Annotated in this window: 19 protein-coding genes; 11 read left to right on the forward strand and 8 right to left on the reverse strand. The window is 75.7% G+C overall.

Annotated features, from left to right (window positions below):
- Positions 1-45 precede the first annotated feature (45 nt).
- Both ACFU74_RS21290 and ACFU74_RS21295 read right to left on the reverse strand, forming a co-directional pair.
- On the reverse strand, positions 46-372 hold the full coding sequence (locus ACFU74_RS21290) for a putative quinol monooxygenase (RefSeq protein ID WP_380758971.1): 327 nt from the start codon (positions 370-372) through the stop codon (positions 46-48).
- Between the two features lie 130 nt (positions 373-502).
- Positions 503-1,219 (reverse strand): ABC transporter ATP-binding protein, encoded by a 717-nt coding sequence (locus ACFU74_RS21295; RefSeq protein WP_380758973.1) that lies wholly within the window; start codon positions 1,217-1,219, stop codon positions 503-505.
- Between the two features lie 333 nt (positions 1,220-1,552).
- On the opposite strand from ACFU74_RS21295, the gene ACFU74_RS21300 reads away from it, so the two are divergent.
- From ACFU74_RS21300 to ACFU74_RS21315, 4 genes are all read left to right on the forward strand, one after another.
- Positions 1,553-4,897 (forward strand): FtsX-like permease family protein, encoded by a 3,345-nt coding sequence (locus tag ACFU74_RS21300; RefSeq protein WP_380758975.1) that lies wholly within the window; start codon positions 1,553-1,555, stop codon positions 4,895-4,897.
- Complete coding sequence (locus ACFU74_RS21305; protein ID WP_380758977.1) at positions 4,894-7,728, forward strand: hypothetical protein; 2,835 nt, start codon at positions 4,894-4,896, stop codon at positions 7,726-7,728. Before ACFU74_RS21300 ends, ACFU74_RS21305 begins: the two co-directional genes overlap by 4 nt.
- A gap of 82 nt (positions 7,729-7,810) precedes the next feature.
- The gene (locus ACFU74_RS21310; RefSeq protein ID WP_380758979.1) at positions 7,811-8,803 is read left to right on the forward strand and encodes an ABC transporter ATP-binding protein; all 993 of its coding nucleotides are present in this window, start codon (positions 7,811-7,813) and stop codon (positions 8,801-8,803) included.
- A 73-nt stretch (positions 8,804-8,876) separates the two neighbouring features.
- Complete coding sequence (locus ACFU74_RS21315) at positions 8,877-9,452, forward strand: helix-turn-helix domain-containing protein (protein WP_380758981.1); 576 nt, start codon at positions 8,877-8,879, stop codon at positions 9,450-9,452.
- Between the two features lie 13 nt (positions 9,453-9,465).
- On the opposite strand, the gene ACFU74_RS21320 is transcribed toward ACFU74_RS21315, so the two are convergent.
- From ACFU74_RS21320 to ACFU74_RS21335, 4 genes are all read right to left on the reverse strand, one after another.
- Positions 9,466-10,386, reverse strand: a complete 921-nt coding sequence (locus tag ACFU74_RS21320) for a squalene/phytoene synthase family protein (RefSeq protein ID WP_380758984.1) — start codon at positions 10,384-10,386, stop codon at positions 9,466-9,468.
- 113 nt (positions 10,387-10,499) lie between these two features.
- Positions 10,500-11,390, reverse strand: a complete 891-nt coding sequence (locus ACFU74_RS21325) for a dihydrodipicolinate synthase family protein (protein WP_380758986.1) — start codon at positions 11,388-11,390, stop codon at positions 10,500-10,502.
- A 1-nt stretch (position 11,391) separates the two neighbouring features.
- Entirely contained in the window at positions 11,392-12,201 is an 810-nt protein-coding gene (locus tag ACFU74_RS21330) for an aldolase (RefSeq protein WP_380758988.1), read from the reverse strand.
- 167 nt (positions 12,202-12,368) lie between these two features.
- Positions 12,369-12,554, reverse strand: coding sequence for a hypothetical protein (locus tag ACFU74_RS21335; protein ID WP_380758990.1), 186 nt, complete (start codon positions 12,552-12,554; stop codon positions 12,369-12,371).
- Positions 12,555-13,085: 531 nt separating this feature from the next.
- Between ACFU74_RS21335 and ACFU74_RS21340 the strand changes: the two genes are divergently transcribed.
- The gene (locus ACFU74_RS21340) at positions 13,086-13,724 is read left to right on the forward strand and encodes an AAA family ATPase (RefSeq protein WP_380758992.1); all 639 of its coding nucleotides are present in this window, start codon (positions 13,086-13,088) and stop codon (positions 13,722-13,724) included.
- A gap of 75 nt (positions 13,725-13,799) precedes the next feature.
- Complete coding sequence (locus ACFU74_RS21345; RefSeq protein ID WP_380758995.1) at positions 13,800-14,555, forward strand: thioesterase II family protein; 756 nt, start codon at positions 13,800-13,802, stop codon at positions 14,553-14,555.
- Between the two features lie 42 nt (positions 14,556-14,597).
- Here ACFU74_RS21345 and ACFU74_RS21350 read toward each other — a convergent pair whose 3' ends face one another.
- Positions 14,598-15,122 (reverse strand): MarR family winged helix-turn-helix transcriptional regulator, encoded by a 525-nt coding sequence (locus ACFU74_RS21350; protein ID WP_380758997.1) that lies wholly within the window; start codon positions 15,120-15,122, stop codon positions 14,598-14,600.
- A gap of 93 nt (positions 15,123-15,215) precedes the next feature.
- On the opposite strand from ACFU74_RS21350, the gene ACFU74_RS21355 reads away from it, so the two are divergent.
- Complete coding sequence (locus ACFU74_RS21355) at positions 15,216-15,590, forward strand: DoxX family protein (protein WP_380758999.1); 375 nt, start codon at positions 15,216-15,218, stop codon at positions 15,588-15,590.
- Between the two features lie 66 nt (positions 15,591-15,656).
- Here ACFU74_RS21355 and ACFU74_RS21360 read toward each other — a convergent pair whose 3' ends face one another.
- Positions 15,657-16,457 (reverse strand): DUF4389 domain-containing protein, encoded by an 801-nt coding sequence (locus ACFU74_RS21360; protein ID WP_380759001.1) that lies wholly within the window; start codon positions 16,455-16,457, stop codon positions 15,657-15,659.
- 341 nt (positions 16,458-16,798) lie between these two features.
- Here ACFU74_RS21360 and ACFU74_RS21365 point away from each other — a divergent pair, with 341 nt between their 5' ends.
- The 4 genes from ACFU74_RS21365 to ACFU74_RS21380 all read left to right on the forward strand — a co-directional run bounded on the left by ACFU74_RS21365 (position 16,799) and on the right by ACFU74_RS21380 (position 20,661).
- On the forward strand, positions 16,799-17,200 hold the full coding sequence (locus ACFU74_RS21365) for a hypothetical protein (protein ID WP_380759003.1): 402 nt from the start codon (positions 16,799-16,801) through the stop codon (positions 17,198-17,200).
- The gene (locus ACFU74_RS21370) at positions 17,197-19,095 is read left to right on the forward strand and encodes a GMC family oxidoreductase (protein WP_380759005.1); all 1,899 of its coding nucleotides are present in this window, start codon (positions 17,197-17,199) and stop codon (positions 19,093-19,095) included. Before ACFU74_RS21365 ends, ACFU74_RS21370 begins: the two co-directional genes overlap by 4 nt.
- A complete protein-coding gene (locus ACFU74_RS21375; protein WP_380759007.1) occupies positions 19,092-19,955 on the forward strand; it encodes a hypothetical protein in 864 nt (287 codons plus the stop codon). The genes ACFU74_RS21370 and ACFU74_RS21375 overlap by 4 nt, the downstream gene beginning before the upstream one ends.
- A 172-nt stretch (positions 19,956-20,127) precedes the next feature.
- Positions 20,128-20,661, forward strand: a complete 534-nt coding sequence (locus tag ACFU74_RS21380; protein ID WP_380759009.1) for an EF-hand domain-containing protein — start codon at positions 20,128-20,130, stop codon at positions 20,659-20,661.
- Positions 20,662-20,700 lie beyond the last annotated feature (39 nt).

Consider the following 20,700-nt stretch of genomic DNA (forward strand, 5'->3'; position numbering starts at 1 on the left):
GGCCCGCGGAGTGCGGGCCGGAACCGGCGGGCCGGCCCGGGGAGGTCACCGGGGGGTGATCTCGCCCATCTCGCCCCAGCCGTCCATGCCGGGGATCTCGATCGAGACGATCCGCGGCTTGGCGGCCACCGCGTAGGACAGATCGTCCATCGCCTTGACGAAGTGCGCGGACTCCACGTGCGCCTTGCCCGCGTCGCCGTCGCGGAACGCCTCGACCAGCACGAACTCGTTGGGGTCCTCGACACTGCGGGACCACTCGAAGAAGAGGTTCCCGGGCTCCTCGCGGGTGGCCCGGGTGAAGTCGTCGACGAGGGCGAGCCAGTCGTCGGCGCGCTCGGGGCGGACCGCGAACTTGACGGTGATGAAGATCATGGGGGCTTCCTTTCCTTCCACGCGTGCGCGCGGCCACCCGGTCGGTGGCGGCCGGTCAGCGCGCACGGGCACCATCGTCGCAGGTCAGGCGGGTGCTCTGCGACACGGGGCGAGCGGGGGAGGGGCCTCCTCAGCCGACCGGGGCCTCCTCGACGATGCGGCCGTCACGCAGTTCGACCACCCGGTCGGCGAGTTCCATCAGGTTGGGGTCGTGGGTGGCGACCAGGACGGTGACGCCCTCGCTGCGCACCACCGCGCGCAGCAGCTCCATGATCGAGCGGCCGGTCTCCGAGTCCAGCTGGCCGGTCGGCTCGTCGGCGATGATGAGGTCGGGCTCGTTGGCCAGGGCCCGGGCGATGGCGACGCGCTGCTGCTGGCCGCCGGACAGCTCGCCGGGGCGCTGGTTGGCGTGGTCGGCGAGGCCCACCAGCGCCAGCAGGGTGCGGGCGCGCTCCTCGCGCTGGGCGGCCGGCACCTTGCGCAGCCGCATCGGGACGCCGACGTTCTCGGCTGCGGTGAGGACCGGGAGCAGGCCGAAGGACTGGAAGACGAAGCCCAGCCGGTCCCGGCGCAGGGCGAGCCGGCCGTCCTCGTCGAGGCCGCCGAGCTCGGTGCCGTCCAGGGTGATGGTGCCGCCGGTCGGGCTGTCCAGGCCGCCGACCAGGTTGAGCAGGGTGGTCTTGCCCGAGCCGGAGCGGCCCTTGAGGGCGGTGAGTTCTCCCCGGCCGATGGTGAAGGAGACGCCGCGCAGGGCGTGCACGGCCCGTTCGCCGGTGCCGAAACTGCGGTGGACATCGGTGACGGCCACCATGGGAGCGGTCACGGTGCCGGCCGGTTGCTGCGTCATGCGGCGTCCCCCTGGGTGCGGACGGCGCGCCCCGCCGACGGGGCGGCACCGGGAATTCATTGAAGTGTTCATGGCTTGGGAATACCGGTCAACCTGACATGTCGTCAGTACCGGTCCGGCCGTGGTTCGCAGCATTTGTTCATTACTTTCATCCTTCGCGCAAGTCCCTTCCTTTCTCGGACCGGATCTGACAGCATCGTCCGCTATCCGGTGATCAAGCGCCGGTGATCACCGTGACGGCGCCCTCGACGGGCGCCCATCCGCGCAGTGGGAGACGTCCGCCCGGTACGGGCGACGCCGCGCGGACACCATGAGGACCGGGGGAGGAACGGGATGCTCGGCTTCGTCGTGCGCCGACTGCGCGGGCGACTGCCCCTGGCCGCCGCCGCCCTGCTCACCGTACTGATCACGACGGCGGTGCTGACGGCGCTGGTCGCCTTCCAGCAGACCATCGGCGAGATCGGGCAGCGCCAGGCCCTCCAGGGCCGCGGCCACCCGAGGACCACCGTGGTGGTCAACTCCGAGCACGGGCTGGGCCAGCGGGACAAGGACGACGCGGCGGTGGGCGAGTACGCCCGCGCCCTCTTCGGCGACCTGCCGACCGAGACCCGCGGCCTGTCCCGCAGCCGGTCCTACGGCCTGCCGGGCACCCCGGCGGCGGAGGCCGGAACTGCCCCGACGGGCAGCCCGCAGGGCACCCCGGCCGGCCCGCAGCCGACCACGCAGCCCGCCGCCCGGCCCGGTGCCGCCGAGGAGGACGACCTCACCCTCCTCGCCGCCCTCGACCGCCGGTACGTGCGCCTGCTCTCCGGCGACTGGCCCGCCGCCGCTCCCGGCACCGCCGGCCCCGTCCAGGCGGCCGTCCCGCAGGCCGTGCTCACCCGCCTCGGCCTCACCGCCGAAGCCCTCCCCGCCGAGGTCCGGCTCACCGACCGCTACGGCGGCGGCCCGCTCGCCGTCCGGATCACCGGCGTCTACCGCGCAGCCGACCCCGCCGACCTCTACTGGCGCCTCGACCCGGTCGAGGGCCGCGAGACCCTGGTCGGCGGCTTCACCACCTTCGGCCCGCTGCTCGTCGACGACACCGCCTTCACCGCCGCCGGCATCCCGCAGAACGGCCGCAGCTGGCTGGTCGACGCCGACTTCACCGGGGTCGGCGCCGCCACCGTGGACGCCCTGCGCGACCGGATCGCCCCGGCCCGCGACGAGCTCGACAAGAACGCCGGACTGGTCGCCCGCACCGAACTGCCCGAGCTGCTGCGGGAACTGGACTCCGGCGCCATGGTCGCCCGCTCCACCCTGCTGATCGGCGCCCTCCAGCTGATCGTGCTGGCCTCCGCCGCCCTGCTGCTGGTCGTCCACCTCATCGCCGGCCGCCAGCAGGCCGAGAACGCCCTGCTCGCCGCCCGCGGCGCCTCCGGCCTGCGCCTCGGCGGCTTCACCGCCACCGAGGCCCTGCTGCTCGCCCTGCCCGCCGCCCTGCTCGCCCCGCTGCTCACCCCGCCACTGCTGCGCGTCCTCGGCGGCTTCGGCCCGCTGCGCCACGTCCCGCTGGACACCTCGCTGCGCTGGACCCTCTGGCCCGTCGCGATCGCCTGCGCCCTCGGCTGCGTGCTGCTCGCCGCCGTACCCGCCCTGCTGCGCGGCGCCGGCGCCGCCGTCCTGCGCCGGGCCGGCCGGCGCCAGAACCTGGCCGCCGGTGCCGCCCGCTCCGGCGCCGACCTCGCCCTGCTCGCCCTGGCCGTCCTCGCCTACCAGCAACTCTCCCAGTACAGCGGCGGGTTGTCGCCGGACGCGAACGGCCGCCTCGGCCTCGACCCGGTCCTCATCGCCACCCCCACCCTGGCCCTGGGCGCCGGCACCCTGCTGGCACTGCGCCTGCTGCCGCTCGCCGCCCGCCTCGGCGCCCGGATCGCCGCCCGCGGCCGCGGCCTCGGGCCCGCCCTGGTCGGCTGGCAGCTCGCCCGCCAACCCGGCCGGGCCGCCGGACCCGTCCTGCTGCTGGTGCTCGGCGTCTCCACCGGCGTCCTCGCGCTCGGCCAGCACGCCACCTGGAACACCTCCCAGCAGGACCAGGCCTCCTTCGCCACCGCCGGCGGCCTGCGCATCCACGGCGCCCACACCGATGCACTCGGCCAGGGCAGCCGGTTCGCCGCCCTGCCCGGCGGCGACCGGATCCTCCCGGTCAGCCGCGGCGAGCAGTCGCTGCCCTCCAACGGCCACGGCCAGATCCTCGCCCTGAACGCCGCCGCGTTCGCCGAACGCGTCCCGGTCCGCCCCGACCTGCTCGACGGACAGGACCCGAAGCGGCTCTTCACCCCGCTCGCCGGCAGCGCCCCCGCCGGCGCCGCGGCCGGGATCCCGCTGCCCGGCCGGCCGCAGCGCATCGAGGCGGAGGTCACCTTCACCCCCGACGCCCGGCAGCCGGAGCCCGGCGAGCTGCTCGCGCCCGCGGTCAGGGCCCCGGACGTCTGGCTTCTGCTGCGCGACCGCCACGACGTCTCCTTCGTCGCCCCGCTCATCGGCGTCCCCGCCTCCGGCAGCGGCCGCGCCACCGTCGACCTCTCCGTGCTCACCGACGGCGGGCTCAGCTCGGTGTCCGCCCCGCTGACCGTCATCGGAGTCACCCTCTCCTACGGCCCCGCCGACGGCGGCGTGCTGACCGTCCACCGGCTCTCCGCCGCCGACGACGCGACCGCCCCCGCCGTGCCCGCCACCGCCCCCGCCGGACTCGGCTGGTCCAACACCGGCGACGGCAGCGCGGGCAACGCCCACGTGGACGTCCGGCGCGAGCCGTCCGACGACCGGCTGCTGCTGAGCGCGCGCTACGCGCCCGGCCCCGGCAGCCGCGGGACCCAGCGCGCCGTCATCACCCCGGCCGGCGCCGAGCCGCCCGCCGAGGTCACCGGCGTCGCCACCCGCGGCTACCTGGCCGCCACCGGCTCCCGGGTCGGATCGACCGTGCGGGTGCCGTTCGGCCTCGCCACCGTGCAGGTGCGGATCACCGGCGAGGTGGAGTCACTGCCCGTCGCCGGCGACAAGGCCCTGCTGGTCGACCTCGGCACCGTCGGCCGGGTGCTCGCCGCCACCGGGCGCGAGACCCCCGTCCCCACCGAGTGGTGGCTGCCCGGCACCGGCCCCGACGACCCCGTCCCCGCCCGGGCGGCGGCCGCCCTGCGCGCCGCCCCCGGCACCCCCGGACTCGAGCTCCGCGACGAGGTCGCCGCCGACCTGCTCGGCGACCCGCTCAGCGCGGCCCCGCAGAACGCGCTCGCCGCCATCGCCGTCGTCACCACCGTGCTCGCCGCGATCGGCTTCGGCGCCGCCTCGGCCGCCGCCGCGGGCGAACGGGCCCGCGACTCCGCGCTGCTGCTGGCCCTCGGCACCCCGAGGCGCCGCCTGACGCGCACCGCCGCCGCCGAACAGGCCCTCCTGGTCGGCCTCGGCAGCGTCGTCGGACTCGCCCTCGGCGCCCTGATCGTCCGGCTGATCGTGCCGCTCGTGGTGCTCACCCCGGCGGCCCGCCGCCCCGTCCCGGAGGCCCTCGTCGACCTGCCGCTCGGCACCGCCGTGCTGCTGGCCGCCGCGATCGCCGCCGTCCCCCTGCTCTCGGCCCTGCTCGGCGGCCGTCGCCGGCGCGACCTGGCCCAGCGACTGCGGCACCTGGAGGAGATGTGACCAGCCCGGCCGACACCGCGGCCCCCCGGCCCGCGGACACCGGTCCGGGGGCCGCCCACCGCCCCGCGGCATGGGTGCGCACCCGGCTGCGCGCGGCCCCGCTCGCCGCGCTGCTCACGGCCGTGCTCGCGTTCGGCACCGTCTTCCTGGCGGCCGCCTTCCCACGGCTCCTGGACCGGACCGCCGACCAGGGCCTGCGCGAGTTCCTGCACGACCGCGGCCCGGCCGCCACCAGCATCCTCGCCACCGCCGACCTCGGCGGCGACGCCGGCGGCCCGGTCGACGACGCCGGGCGCCTCGACGCGGACGCCGCCCGGCTCGCCGCGCACACCGGCCTGCTCGGCGTCGGCCCCGGCGGACCGGTCTACGGCGCCCGCAGCGGCAAGCCGCGCCAGCTCACCAACCCGGGCCTGGCCCGCCCCGACGACGCCGACCCGGCCATGGACCTGCTCTACGTCCAGGGCCTGCGCGACCACGCGACACTCGCCGAGGGGAACTGGCCGGGCACCCCCGCCAAGGACGGGCCCGTCCCGATCGCGATCAGCCGCGGCGTCGCCGAGACCGTCGGCATCCACCTCGGCGACATCCTGAGGACCGCCTCGGCCACGGCCGACGACATCGCACCGCTGGCCCAGGTGGTCGGCATCGTCGAGGTCACCGACCGGAACGACCCCTACTGGAGCGACCTGCCCTGCCCCGACCGGGCCTGCCTCAACTTCACCAGCGGAAAGCGGCCCGCCGCCTACTGGCACAGCGCCGGACTCGTCGACGCCTCCGCCTTCGACCGGATCAAGACCTGGCAGACCGGCGCACAGGACTTCTGGCGGCTGCCCGTCGACGTCGACGGCCTGCGCGCCGACCGGCTCAAGGAGACCCGGGGGGAACTCTCCTCCTACCTCACCGGCGACACCGCCAACGCGCTGGCGAACGCCACCGAGCGCCCCGGCCTGCGGATCACCTCCCAGCTGCCCACGCTGTTCGAGCGGGCCACCGCCCGGCAGGAGGCGGCCGCGCCGCTCTCCTCGATCGGCCCCGCCGGTCTGGCCGGCGTCGGCGTGGTCGTGCTCTGCCTGGCCGCCGCGCTCGCCGGCGACCGGCGGATCGCCGAACTCCGCCTGCTCCAGGCCCGCGGCGGCTCCCGGGCCGGAGTCGTCCGGCGCCTGCTCGCCGAGGGCGCCGTCACCGTCCTGCCCGCCGCGGCCCTCGCCACCGCGCTCGCCCTCCTGCTGCTGCCCACCCCGCGCTGGGGCGGCGCGGCGCTCGCCGCCACCGCCGTCGCCCTGTTCTCGCTGCTCGCGCTCCCGCTGCGCGCCGCCCGGCTCTGGTCCCGGCCCCGGCCCGGCCACGCCCGCCGGCGCGTGGTCGGCGAACTCGCCGTACTGGGCCTGACCGTCGCCGCCGTGGCCGAGGTCCGGCGGCGCGGCGTGGCTCCCGTCGGGGAGGGCGCGGACCCGCTGCTGGTCGCCGCCCCCCTGCTGCTCGCCCTCAGCGGCGGGCTGCTGCTCGCCCGCCTCCAGCCGCTCATGCTCGGCGCCCTCGCCCGGGCGAGCGCCCGGCGGCCCGGCGCCATCGGCTTCCTCGGCCTGGCCCGAGCCGCCCGCGGCTCCGGCGGCCCCGACGGCGGGCGGCGCCCCTCCGTGCTGCCGCTGCTCGCGCTGCTGCTCGCCGTCACCACCGCCGGCTTCGGCGCCACCATCCTGGGCGCCGTCGACACCGCGCGCACCGGCGCGGCCCGGCTGAGCGTCGGCGGCGACGCCTCCGTGGTCGTCCCGGTCGGCGTCACCGTGTCGTCCGGCTTCGCCGACGCCGCGGGCGCCCTGCCCGGAGTGCGGGCCTCCGCCAGGATCTGGGCCGACACCGAGGTGTTCGTGCTCGGCGGCAGCGGCGCCGTGCGGGTCTTCGCCGTCGTCGCCGACCCCACGGCCTACGCGGAGATCTCCCGCTCGCTCGGGCGCGGCGCCTTCGACCCGGCCGCGCTGTCGGGCGGCACCGGCGGGCCGGACACGCCCGTGCCCGCCCTGCTCTCCACCGAACTCGCCGAGCGGCTCGGCCCGGGCGCCAACCACCGCCTTCGGCTCCCGAACGGCGGCGAACTGCTCGTCGGAAACGCCGGCACCGTCGAGGGCACCCCCGCGCTCCAGGGCGACGGCCGGCTGTTCGTCGTCCTGCCGGCCGCACCGGCGATCGCCGTCGCCCCCGAACTCGACCGCGCCAACCTCTGGCTGGCCACCGGCTCCGTCGACGAGGGCGAGCTGCGCAGGCTGGTGCGCGAGAAGATCGCCACCGGCACCGAGCGCAACGCCTCGGCCGCCGCCGCGGCCGGCCCGGACGCGCTGCCCGCCGGCTACACCGTGCGCACCAGCGCGGGCGTCACCGCCGAACTCGGCGACGACCCGCTCCAGCGGTCCGCCGGGCGGCTGTTCTGGACCGCCGTCCTCGGCGCGGGCTCGCTCGCCCTGCTCGCCGTCGTGCTCACCCTGGTCAGGGCCGCGCCCGAACGCACCGCGCTGCTCGCCCGGCTGCGCACCATGGGCCTGCGCCCCCGGCAGGGCCTGACCCTCATCCTGGTCGAGACGCTGCCGCAGACCCTCGTCGCGGCCGTCGGCGGCGGCCTCGTCGCCCTCGGCGCGGTCGCCCTGCTCGGCCCGTCCTTCGACCTGTCGATCCTGGTCGGCGCGGACATCGCGCACGGCCTGCCGGTCTCCGTCCCGGCGGTCCTGCTGCCGACGGTCGGCCTCGCCGCGCTCGTCTCGGCCGGCATCGTCGCCGAGGCGCTCATCGCGGGTCGGCGCCAGATCACCACCGAACTGCGCGCGGGGGACCAGCGATGAGACCCCCGGCGACCACGCGCCCGCCCGTGACCGACCCAGACCCCGCCCCCAGCACCCCAGCGCCGACGAGAGGAGAGCCGCGGTGAACGGCAGCGCCCAGGACCAGCGGACCGCCCAGGCCCCCACCTTCCAGGAACTCCAGGAGCGGGCGCGCGCCGCCGCCGCCGGCCCCAGGGCCGCCCACGGCGCGGACGCCGCCATCGTCTGCGACCGGCTGGTGCGCATCTTCAGCGCCCAGGGCGTGGAGGTGCAGGCCCTGCAGGGCCTCGAACTGACCATCCGGCAGGGCGACCTGGTCGCGCTGGTCGGCGCCTCCGGCAGCGGCAAGTCCACCCTGCTGACCATCCTCGCCGGACTGGACGTGCCGACCGCCGGCACCGCCACCGTGGCGGGCTGCGACCTGCTGGAGATGTCCCCGCGCGAGCGGCTGCGCTACCGCCGCGAGGTGGTCGGCTTCATCTGGCAGCAGACCGCCCGCAACCTGCTGCCGTTCCTCACCGCCGCCGAGAACATCGCCCTGCCGATGCAGCTGCGCGGACGCAGGACGCACGGCGGGGCCCGTCAGCAGGCGGCCAGGGTCGCCGAGCTGCTGGAGGCCCTGGAGATCGGCGAACTCGCCCGCCGCCGGCCGAGCGAGATGTCCGGCGGCCAGCAGCAGCGCGTCGCCATCGCCGTCGCCATGGCCAACAACCCGCCGGTGCTGCTCGCCGACGAGCCCACCGGCGAGCTGGACTCGGAGACCGGTGCGAGCATCTTCGAGGCCTTCCGCACCGTCAACCGCGACCTGGGCGCGACCGTCGTCATCGTCACCCACGACCCGATGGTGGCCGGCGAGGTCCGCCGAACCGTCGCCATCCGCGACGGCCGCACCAGCAGCGAGGTGCTCCGCCGCACCCTCACCGACGAGCACGGCGAGGAGTCGGTGAACGAGACCGAGTACGTGATGCTGGACCGCACCGGCCGCGTCCAGCTCCCGGCCAAGTTCCTGGAGGCGCTCGGCATGGAGCACCGGGTCGCGGTCGAGCTCGCCCCCGACCACATCGCGGTGCGCCCGGACGACCTCGAAGGGCACTGACCGGCCGGCGCCCCGGTACTGGGATACTGGGCCGGAACGTTCCGCGGTGGCGACAGGTGGTGAGGGGCGGCCGATGAGCAGCCGGGTGAGGGTGCTGAGGAAGCAGAACCGGCTCAGCCTGGAGGCGCTGGCGGCGCAGGTCGGCGTCACCAAGAGCTATCTCTCCAAGGTGGAGCGCGGCCTCAGCGACCCGTCGATCTCCACCGCGCTCAAGCTCGCGCACGCGCTCAACGTGGACGTCGGGCGGCTCTTCTCGGACGAGGTCGAGCCCGAGCTGGTCACCGTGGTGCGGGCCGGCGAGCGGACCCCGATGGGGGAGGGGGCCGGCCCCGGCGCCACGCGCTACGAGGGCATCGCCACCGGGCTGCCGGGCAAGCAGATGGTGCCGTTCATGATGCACCCGCCGCTGCGGCCCGCCGACGCGCCGTTCAAGTCCCACGCGGGCGAGGAGTTCCTCTTCGTCCACGAGGGCACCGCCGAACTGGAGTTCCCGGAGCGGACCGTGGCCCTCGCCCCCGGCGACAGCGTCTACTTCAACGCCGCCCTGCCGCACCGCTGCCGCTCCACCGGCGCGGCGCCGGCCGCGATCCTCGTGATGGTCCACGACGACCCGGCCGGCCCCGGCGAGCGCGTCCCCACGCTGCCCTGACCGCCGTCCGTCCTCAGCGGTGGAGGCGGCGGAAGCGGCGGGCCCGCAGGTACTCGCGGGCGAGCAGGCGCAGCGCGGCCGGCTTGGCCGGGCTCGCCGAGCGGTGCAGCAGCGCACCGAGGTCGGCGCGCGCGGCGGCGCTGGTGAGCGTCTCGACCTCGACGACGCAGCGCACCATCGGCCGGTGGGCCTCCGGAACCAGGGCGATGACGGCCCGGCCCTCGGCCAGCGTGCGGTCCGCCGCGTCGAGCAGCTCGCCGAGCAGGGCCCGCACGGCCGGCCGGTCCTGGGCCTGCTCCAGCTCGGCCCGGGTGACGCCGTGCCGCTCCAACTGCCGGGCGGGGATCGTCAGCCGGCCGTCCGCGAGGTCCTCGGCGAGGTCGTTGACGAAGTCGAGCCGCTGGCTGCCGTCGATGAAGGTCCGGCAGGCGGCCCGGTAGGCGCTCTGGTCGCCGGTCGGGCCGAGCAGCGCGGCGACGACCATGAAGCCCGGCAGCGAGTAGCCGTCCACGTAGCGCTGGTAGTCCTCCTCGGTGCCGAACCCGGCGAAGTCGAGGTCGGCGTCGGCCGCCGCGAGGTACTCCAGGACCCGGTCGCGCAGCACGGGGTGGGCGGCCGCGCTGTTCAGCAGCGGGCGCAGCGCGGGGTCCTCGGAGCGGCCGGCGGCGAGGCCGTCGGCGACCTCCCGCCGCCACCGGGCGGCCGCCTCCCGCCGTCCCGCGACCGGGCCGCTGTCGAGCAGGGTGTCGGTGCGGTGCATGAACGCGGCCGCGGTGATCACGTGCGGGACCGTCCGCTCCGGCAGCAGCAGTCCGGCCGCCGTCGCGACCTCCCGCCGGTAGCGGGTCACCTGCTTGCGCTGGCGCCCGTACTCCGCCCGCAACCCGGGCTCCCGGACCCCCGCCGCGTCCAGCGCCCGCTCCCACCTGCTCACCCGGCCCACCGTTCCTCTCCCGCCGTCATCTCGAAGGACGAAAGCCCCGAGCCTAGCCAGCGCACCGCCCGGACACCTATTCGGTGCCCGGGCGGGTGCTGGTGGGTGAGGCCTCAGGCCACGGCGGCGAGCAGTTCGGCGAGCCGGGCGGTGCCGGGCTCGTCCAGGGGCAGCAGCGGGAGGCGCGGGGCGCCCGCGTCGAGGCCGAGCAGGGCCAGGCCGGCCTTGACGGTGGTGGGCAGGCCACCGCGGAGGATGAACTCCAGGACGGGGAGCTGGCGGTAGAAGACCTCGCGGGCGGCGTCCAGGTCGCCGACGCGCACGGCGCGGTGGAGTTCGAGCACCGGGCCGGGGATGAGGCAGGGCGCGGCGGTGCACCAGCCGGCCGCCCCGGCGGCGAAGGCCTCCAGCGCCAGCGGGTTGCTGCCGTTGAAGAACGGCAGTTCGCCGTCGGTGAGCTGGGCGAGCCGGTGCATCCGCTGCACGTCGCCGCTGCTCTCCTTGACCATGGTGATGTTCTCCACCCGCCCGACCAGCGAGACCATCAGCTCGGGGGAGAGGTCGACGCCGCTGGTGGCCGGGTTGTTGTAGATCATCACCGGGACGGAGACGGCGTCGGCGACCTCGGTGAAGTGCCGGACCACCTCGCGTTCGTCGAGCCTCCAGTAGGACTGCGGCAGCACCATCACCGCGTCCGCGCCGGCCCGTTCCGCGAAGCGGGCGCGCCGCACGGCGTTGCGGGTGGTGAGGTCGGCGACGCCGACGACGGCGGGCACCCGGCCGGCGACGGCGGCGAGCGCGGCCTCGGCGGTGGTGTACCACTCCTGGTCGTCCAGGTAGGCGCTCTCGCCGGTCGAGCCGAGCGGGGCGACGGCGTGGCAGCCGGCGTCGACCAGCCGGTCGACGAGGGCGGTGAGCGCGGCGGTGTCGACGCCGCCCGCCTCGCCGGGCGCGAACGGGGTCACGGGGTAGGCGATGATCCCCTCCAGGACGGGTCCGGCCATCTCAGGCACCTCCCTCGGTACGGGTGACGGCGAGCGCGTCGCCGTGGCCGGCCCGCAGGGCGCGGCGGGCGTAGTAGGCGAAGTTGGCCTGGCTGCGCTTGGGGGTGGAGGTCCAGTCGTGGGCCTCGCGGGCGAGGGTCCCGGGTATCTCCTGGATCCGGCCGGCCGCCGAGGCGAGCAGCTGGAGCCGGGCGGCGCGCTCGAAGAGCACGGCGAGGGTGCAGGACTCCTCGACGCCACCGGCGGCCACCAGCATTCCGTGGTGGGCGAGCAGCAGGGCGCGCTTGTCGCCGAGCGCGGCGGAGATGAGCTCGCCCTCCTCGTTGCCGACCGGGATGCCGGGCCAGCTCTCCAGGAAGGCGCAGTCGTCGTACAGCGGGGTGAGGTCCATGTGCGAGACGGCCAGCGGTGTTTCGAGCATCGACAGTGCCGAGACGTGCGGCGGGTGGGTGTGGATGATGCAGCCGACGTCGGGGCGGGCCCGGTAGACCCAGCTGTGGAAGCGGTTGGCGGGGTTGGCCATGCCCTCGCCGTCGAGGACGTCGAGGTCCTCGTCGACCAGCAGCAGGTTGTCCTCGGTGATCTCGTCGAAGCCGAGTCCGAGCCGCTGGGTGTAGTAGGTGCCGGGGCGTTCGGCACGGGCGGTGATCTGTCCGGCCAGGCCGGAGTCGTGGCCGGCGTCGAACAGGATCCGGCAGGTGAGGGCGAGCTTCTGGCGGATGGTCCAGCCGTTGTCGGGGATGGCGGCGTCCATCCTGCGGTGTGCGAGGTCGACCAGGTCCGCCTTGGCGGTGGTCATGGTGTCGGCCATGCCGGGGTGCTCCTTCGTCCGGGTGGGGGCGTGCCGCGAGGGCCCCGGGGCGGGCGGCACGCCGGTGTCCGGCGGCCGGGAGGACCGGTCGCTGAACACATTGTTCACCATAGGACACCTTGTGTCCTGCTGTCGACGGGGAACCCGGCGGGTGAGCCGAGGAAACGTCAACCTCCGTCCCCGTTGCGGCGGATGAGGCCGGAGCGCTCGGCGTCCGACCGCAGGTCGCCGCCGGGGGCGTCGCGGGTGGTGCGGTCGCCGCGGGCCGCGGCCGTGCAGAGGGCGAAGACGAGCAGGGCGCTCGCCGCCGCGGCGAGGATGCCCAGGGCGGTCAGGACGCGGAGCCAGGTCACGGAAGGTGCCTCCAGAGGGACGGCGCGAGGAAGTGCCGCCGGTGATATCGGCAGACCGGCCCGCCTGGTCGAGTGTCCACGGGCGGCTGCGGTCGGCGACCGCCGCGCGGACGGTCGCGTGCGCGGGCGGTCGAAGCATGAACGGCGTGCGTCAGGGCGTGTCGTGAGCCCCGGGCGCCGCCGGGGCGCGAACGGGGTCCGCCGCTTCGGCCGTCGCCGCCACCAGGGCCCCGGCCCGGCCCCGTTCGCGGAGCTGACGCCCCATCAGGCCGGCGACCACCCTAGGGCGCCCGGCCCGGCCACCGGTATCGGACGGACCCGTTCGGGTGAGGGGCTGCGTGCCGCCGCTCGCCGGACCCGTCGCGGTGAGCGGCGGCGCACCAGGGAACCGTGCGCGGCCCCGGGGCGGGGATTGTTATCGTTCCGGGTCGGACACGGACGGGATGAGAGCGCAGCATGGACAGGTCGGCCATCGCGGATGGGCCGGGGGCGGCGGGCCCGCCGGCCGCGGGCCGGGCGGCGGGAGCGGGGATGGAACCGCGGGGCCTGGTGGACCTGCGTGGCGAGCACGGCGCGCCGTTCGCCGCCCACTACCCCGGCGACGCGGTCGTGGTGGTCTCGGGACTGCCCGGCAGCGGCAAGAGCACCCTGCTGCACCGCTGGTCCGCCCGCGCCCCGCACGTCGCCACCGTCGACCCGCGCTCGGTGCACGAGGCCTGCGCCGCCGTGATGCCGGACCGCCTGCCGTACGCGGTCTACCGGCCCTGGGCCCGGCTGGAGCACTTCCGCCTGCTGCGCCGCTCGGTGCGCCGGGGCGGGCCGCTGCTGGTGCACGACTGCGGCAGCCGGGCGTGGATGCGCCGCTGGCTGGCCCGCGAGGCCGCCGCGCAGGGGCGGGAACTGCACCTGGTGCTGCTCGACGTGGGCGCGGCCGCCGCGCTGGCCGGCCAGCGGTCGCGCGGCCGCCGGGTGTCGCGGCGGGCCTTCGCCCGGCACCGGCGAGGCCTCGGCCGGCTCCTCGGCGCGCTCACCGCGCACGCGCGCGGCGCCGCCGCGACGCCCGTGCCGGAGGCGGTGTCGGTGCTGCTGCTGGACGGCGCCTCCCGCTCACGGGCGGCCGAGGCGTGCTTCGGGGGGTGGCCGGCGGAGGCGCGCCCGGTGATCGGTTGACGAGGGTGCGGGTCGGCCGGGGAGACTGTGCCCCGAGAGATTCCGCCGATCCGTCAGCCGCGAGGGAGTGCCCCCATGTCCGGCCGCACCGCCGTCACCGACAACCTCTGGTTCCGCCGATTCCACCCCTTCGACGCGGCGCCGGTCCGGGTCGTGATGTTCCCGCACGCGGGCGGCTCGGCCGGGTTCTTCCGGGACTGGTCCGCCGCGCTGTCGCCGTACGCCGACGTGCTTGCCGTCCAGTACCCCGGCCGACTGGACCGGATCGACGAGGGGGCGCTGGACTCGCTGCCCGTGCTCGCCGAGCGCGTCTACGCGGAGCTGCGGCCGTGGGCCGACCGGCCGCTCGTCCTGTTCGGGCACAGCATGGGCGCGGCGGTCGCCTTCGAGGTGGCGCGCCGCTTCGAGCGCGACGGTGTGACCGGACCGGTGCGGCTGTGCGTCTCGGGCAGCCGGGCGCCGTCCGAGCCGCGCGACTCCTCGGTGCACCTGCTGCCGGACGACGGGCTGCTCGCCGAGCTGGGCCGGCTCGGCGGCACCGACACGCGGCTGCTGGCCGATCCGGACCTGCGGGCGCTGATCCTGCCGTCGCTGCGCGCCGACTACAAGGCCATCGAGACGTACGTCGCCGGACGGGAGGAGACCGTCGCGGTGCCGGTGACCGCCCTGACCGGCGACGCCGACCCGCGGGTGACGGTGGAGCAGGCGCGGGACTGGGCCCTGCACACCACCGGCGGCTTCGACCTCCACGTCTTCCCGGGCGGCCACTTCTACCTGACGCCTGAGCGCCGCGCGGTCCTGGAGGTCGTGAGGCCCCGCCTGCGGGGCTGAGGGCGCCGGACCCCGGCGGCCGGCCGCCGGGGTCCCCAGGCTTCAGGGCGCGACCTCCGCTGCGTCCCCGGCCTCGGGCCGGACCTGGCGCGGGGGCCAGGACAGGCCGGGGTCCATGGCTTGCAGCACCCGCAGGCAGATGCGGCGGAGCTGGTCGAGCTGTTCCGGGTCGAGCGGGTCCACGACGAGCGACCGCACCTGCTCCACGTGGCCGGGGGCGCTGCCCACGAGTTTCCGCAGCCCGTCCTCGGTGAGGACGGCGTTGGTGGCGCGGCCGTCGCCCGGGCAGCGCTCGCGGCGCACGTAGCCCTGTGCTTCGAGCCGCTTGACCACGTGCGACAGGCGCGAGAGCGAGCCGTTGGCGAGGACGGCGAGATCGCTCATCCGCAGCGTGCGCTCCGGGGCGTCGGAGAGACCGGCCAGGACGAGGTACTCGAACTGGTTCAGCCCGGCATCGGCCCGCAGCTGGGCGTCCAGCGCGGCGGGCAGCTTGATGATCATCGCACTGAACGCCTTCCAGGCCTCCAGTTCGGGCGCGGTGAGCCAGCGCGGTTCGTCCCTGTCCATGGCGACCACTCTAGTGAGCCGATCATTCACTTGACGCTTCAATCAATCGCGGAGTACTTTACTTGAAGCTTCAATTCAAGTCTTCGGAGTGACATGAACGTCTTTCTCTGGGTCCTCGCCGGACTCCTCGCCGCCCTGTTCCTCGCGGCCGGCACGCCCAAACTGCTCCAGTCCAAGGAGAAGGTCATCGAGGCCACCGGGACCTGGGCGGTGAACTACCCGCCCGCCGCGATCAAGGCGATCGGCCTGCTGGAGATCCTGGGCGGCATCGGTCTGGTCCTGCCGGCCGCCGTCGACGTCGCGCCCGGCCTGGTGCCGGCCGCGGCGACCGGGCTCGGGCTGATCATGGTCGGCGCCGTCGTCGTGCACGCCCGGCGCGGCGAGGGCAAGAGCGTCGTGGTCAACGTGCTCCTGCTGGTCCTCGCGGCGGTCGTGGCCTGGGGACGGTTCGGGCCGTACGCGTTCTGACGGCGGGTCGGCGAAACCGCGGACCGGGGCCCCGGCGAACGACCGGTTCCCCGCTCCGCGCGCCGGTCAGCGGCGGGGCGGCCCCGGCAGCAGCGGGCCGGTGAAGTAGTCGTCCTCGTAGTCGTCCGAGTCGACGTTCGCGGTGATCGAGCTGGTCGCGCCCGACAGCAGGCCGAGCACCAGGAAGGCCACCAGCAGTCCGCGCCCCGCGCCGCTCAGGACCAGCGGGCGGGTCGCCGACACCGGGCCGCCCGGCTCGGAGCCCGGCTCGTCGCCGAACAGCCGCTTCGGGTAGGCGGCGGTCAGCATCAGCAGGTAGGCCAGGTAGCGCATGCGGTAGCGCAGGACCGCCGCCGTCGCCTCGAACAGCGGCTGCGGCATCCGCCCGAGGATCAGCACCACCAGCCAGCTGATCCAGCCGACCACCCACCAGCCGGCGAAGAGCAGTCCCTGGACGACGGCCGCCGGGATGACCAGGATCAGCCGGAACAGCACCGCGAGGCGGTTGAGCTCGCCGGGCCGCAGCCCCACCTGGGCCGGGTAGTCGGGGGCCCGGAACGCGAACGGCGGATAGCGGTCGTGGGTGAGCATGAGGTAGCTGCTCACCCTGGTCTCGTACGGCAGGTACGCCGAGAGGTAGTCGGCGGCGAAGACCGGCAGGCGGCCCAGCGCCAGCGCGCCGAACCAGCCGACGACCGCCACGAAGAAGGCCACCACCGACAGCACCCAGGTCACGATGAACTGCGGGATCAGCAGCAGGACCCGCACCAGTACGGTCAGCCGGTTCTGCGGTCCGGGGGCGGGCAGGTCGAGCGGGGGCAGCCACTCGCGTTGGTCGGGGGCGGCGGTGGGGGGAGCCTGCCACATCGGGGGCCTCCAGGTCTCGGCACCGGGCGGACGGCGCGACGGGGCCGCGCGTGCTGAAGCAGCGCGTGCTCCGAAGATCGCAGCCCCGTTCCGGTGCCCGCGCGCTGCGCTGCTCCATTCGGCGGCGCTGCGGCCTGTCTGCTCCGATCATTTCGACATCCGATCCGACAAGCGGGCGGCTGCCAAACGGTGGCGTGACGGACAGCGGACGAGCAGGTTCGAACGATTCCGGTCGGAACCCCATCGGAGGCGGTCGGCGAGGCAGCATCGCTCCGAGGACGACCGGGTCTCCACCCGATCGCCTGTCATGTTCGGGGCGCACTCACCGAGGGGGTGCCGGATTGCCGGCGATCGACGACCACCTGCCCGACCCGCCCGACCCGCCCGACAGGGACGGACCGGCCGCGCCGGGCGGTGTCACAGACCTCGGAGAACTCTCCGACTTCGGCGCCTTCCTGCGGCTCTCCGCGGACCTCACCGGCTTCGACGAGACGGAACTGCGCGCCACCGGCGTGGCGCACGAACACCACCGCACCCTCCTCGCCCACCACGTCCGCGACGAACACGACCTGCTCCACCTCTGGTACGTCGGCGCCTGGCCGAACGAACCGCCCTCCTCGCCCCGCGCCCACGACCGCGGCCTGATGTGGCGCACCTTCCACGGCGCCGCCCCCGGAAGCACCGCCCCCGGCCACGGCAGCTGGGCCGACGCCCCGCACCCGCACGGCGGAGGCGACCGATGAGCCGCCCGCCGGAGCACCACCCCGAGGACGGCGACCGCCCCTGGGACGTGATCGTGGTCGGCGCGGGCCTCGCCGGCACCCTGGTCGCCCACCGCCTCGGCGCCCACGGCCACCGCGTGCTCGTCCTGGAAGCCGGCCGCACCGTCCCCGGCGCCGCCACGACCACCACCGCGTACCGGGCCGCCGGCGGCGGTACCCCCACCTCGCCCTACCCGCGCAGCGCGGACGCCCCCTCCCCGGACGTCGACGACCTCACCGGCCTGCCCGACGGCGGATTCACCGCCACCGGCCACCTCGTCCAGCACGGCCCGCTGCCCTACGCCAGCGGCTACCTGCGGGCCAACGGCGGTACCGGACTGCTCTGGACCGGACTCACCCCGCGCATGCACCCCGAGGACTTCCGCACCGCCGACCTCGGCCACGGCCGCAACTGGCCGATCGGCTACCACGACCTCGAACCGTACTACCGGCAGGCCGAACAGGAACTCGGCGTCGCCGCCGACGCCGACCAGCAGCGCCACGACGTCGGCCTGCCCATCCCCGGCGACTACGCCTTCCCGATGCGCCCCGTCCCGTCGAGCCACCTCGACCGCACGCTCGCCCGCGCCCTCGACGGCCGGACCGCCCGCGACCCGGCGGCCGACCAGGACGTCCGGCTCACCGTCAGCACCACCCCGCACGCCCGCAACGCGCCGCCCACCCCGGGCAGGCCCGGCGCCGGACCCGCCCACCCGACCGGCCCGCTCTGCCAGGGCGCCGCCAGCTGCGTCCCGGTCTGCCCCATTGGCGCCAAGTACACCCCGCTGCGGACCCAGGCGCGCTGGGCGCCCGGCGTGCGGCTGCGCACCGACGCGGTGGTGAGCCGGGTCGTCGTCGACGCCACCACCGGCCGCGCCACCGGCGTCGAGTACCACGCCGGCGGCACCGTCCACCGGGTCCGCGCCGACCTGGTCGTGCTCGCCGCCCACGCCATCGAGAACGCCCGGCTGCTGCTCCTCTCCGGCCTCGCCAACCGCGGCGACCAGGTCGGCCGCAACCTGATGGACCACCCGGCGCTGCTCACCTGGGGCCTGCTGCCGCAGCCGACCGGCCCCTACCGGGGACCGGGCTCCACCAGCGGCCTGGAGGCCTTCCGGTTCGGCCCCGCCCGCGCCCGCCGGGCCCCCTTCCGGATCGAGATCGGCAACTGGGGCTGGTCCTGGGCCGGCCGGCCGCCCGAGGCCGAGACCGCGGGGCTGCTGCGCGCCGGACTGCGCGGCAAGGAGCTCCGGGAACGCCTCGGCGACCGGCTCGGCCGTCAGTTCGCGCTCCAGTTCGAGCTGGAGCAGCCCGCCGACCCGGCCAACCGGGTCACCCTCGACCGCACCCGCCGCGACCCGCTCGGACTGCCGCGCCCGGCGCTGCACTACGACCTGTCCGCCTACGTCCGGCACGGCATGGCCTCCGCCCGGGCCGTCTCCGACCAGCTGTTCGCCCTGCTCGGCGCCGAGGACCACACCCGCTACGAGGCCGGCCCCGGCTGGCCCGGACACCTCGAACACCGGGGCCGGGCCTACGCCTACCGGGGCGCCGGGCACGCCGGCGGCACCCATGTGATGGGCGACGCGCCGGGGGACTCCGTGGTCGACCAGTGGCAGCGCTGCTGGGACCATCCCAACCTCTACGCCGTCGGCTGCGGCTCGATGCCCTCCCTCGGCACCTCCAACCCCTCGCTCACCATGGCGGCGCTCGCCCTGCGCAGCGCCGACCGCATCCACCGGGAGCTGACGGCGCTGCACCGGGCGGCCGTCCTCGCGCGCCCCGCCCCCGCACCCCCTGCCCCGACGACGCCCCCGCCCCCGCCCCCGCCCCCGTCCCCGCCCCCGTCCTCGACCCCGTCCAGGGAGCCCTCATGACCGGTCTGCCGCTGCCGCCCGTGCCGGAGCCGTACTACCTGCCGTTCCACTACGGCGCCCTGCACAACATCGGCGTGGACTTCCTGGTCGAGCCCGGACCGGTGCGGGCGCTGCTCGCCGAACGCCACCCCGCGCTGGCCGCCGCCGACTTCGGCGGCCGGGCCTGCGTCTCGCTCAACTACCAGCTCTACTTCGCCCAGTACCCCACCGGCGGCGGCATCACCGAGGAGGTGGAGATCAACGTCATCGCCCACCCGGCGTCCGCCGCCGACCGGCTCCCGGCCGTCGACTACGGCCAGTACGCCCGCGGCCACGACCAGACCAGGCTGCTCGGCATCGCCCGCCTCCACGTGCTCTGCGACAACCCGCTCGCCATCGACGCGGGCACCGTCCTCTACGCAGAACCCAAGCACCCGGGCTGGTTCACCGCCGTCCTGCCCTCGCTCAACGCGGCCGCCGTGCACGACCGCTGGTCCTTCGTCTGCCACCGCGCCGGCCTCGGGCCGGACGGCCTGCGGCGGTACGACGAGGAACTCTTCGCGGTCGAGGCGGACCTCGCCGGACTCGACGGCGAGCCGGTCGTCAACACCCCGGTCACCGGCTACGGCACCGACCCGGAAGGGCGGCTGCTCGCCGGTCCGCTGACCGTCCACCAGCCCTACCGCTTCCACCCGCTCGACACCCGCACCGCCGGCCGGATACGGCTCACCCTCGGCCGGTCGGGGCCGGAACCGGGGGACCGCAGCCGGCAGGCCGCGGCCGACCTCGCCCGACTGGTCGGCGGCGCGCCCGCCGCCGGGGTGTGGACCTACCAGTCCGCCCCGGTCGCCGCGCACCACCGCCCCTACTACGTCCGCTGACCCGGGAGCGGCCCGCTGTCGCGCCAACTGGCGGGCAGGCGGTTGAAATTCATTCCATCAGGTGAAGCAGGCGGCGGCGGGTCGTCCGCCCCGCCGCCGCTCGCCGATAGTGGGAGACCGATCGGGCACCGAGCGTCCCGACGTACGGAGATACGGAGAGAAGGAGCGGCACATGCGGACCGAGGCCACCCAGCGGATCGATCTCGTCTTCGGCCTGTTCGACGCCAACGGCAACGGTGTGATCGACATCGGGGACTTCGACCTGATGTCCAAGCGCGTGGTCGAGGCCGCGGTCCATTCGGACGAGGCGGCCAAGGACGCCATCCGCGCCGCGTTCCGGCGCTACTGGGTGACCCTGGAGACGGAACTGGACGCCAACGGTGACGGCGTGGTCACCCGGGAGGAGTTCCGGGGCTTCGTCCTGTCGCCCGAGCGCTTCGGCCCGACGATCGGGCAGTTCGCCGACGCCCTGGCAGCCCTGGGCGACCCGGACGGCGACGGCCTGGTCGAACGCCCGCTGTTCACCGCCCTGATGACCGCGATCGGCTTCGGGCACGCCAATATCGACGCCCTCTTCGACGCCTTCGAGCCGACCGCCGACGACCGGATCCCGGTGGCCACCTGGGCGGAGGGCATCCGCGACTACTACGCGCCGGACAAGGCCGGCATCCCGGGGGACCACCTGGTGGGCACCCCGGCCACCTGATCCGTCCGGCAGCGGCACCCCGCCCGTTTCCGGACCAGT

Origin of the sequence: Kitasatospora sp. NPDC057500, assembly GCF_042802195.1 — a bacterium.
Lineage (GTDB): Bacteria > Actinomycetota > Actinomycetes > Streptomycetales > Streptomycetaceae > Kitasatospora.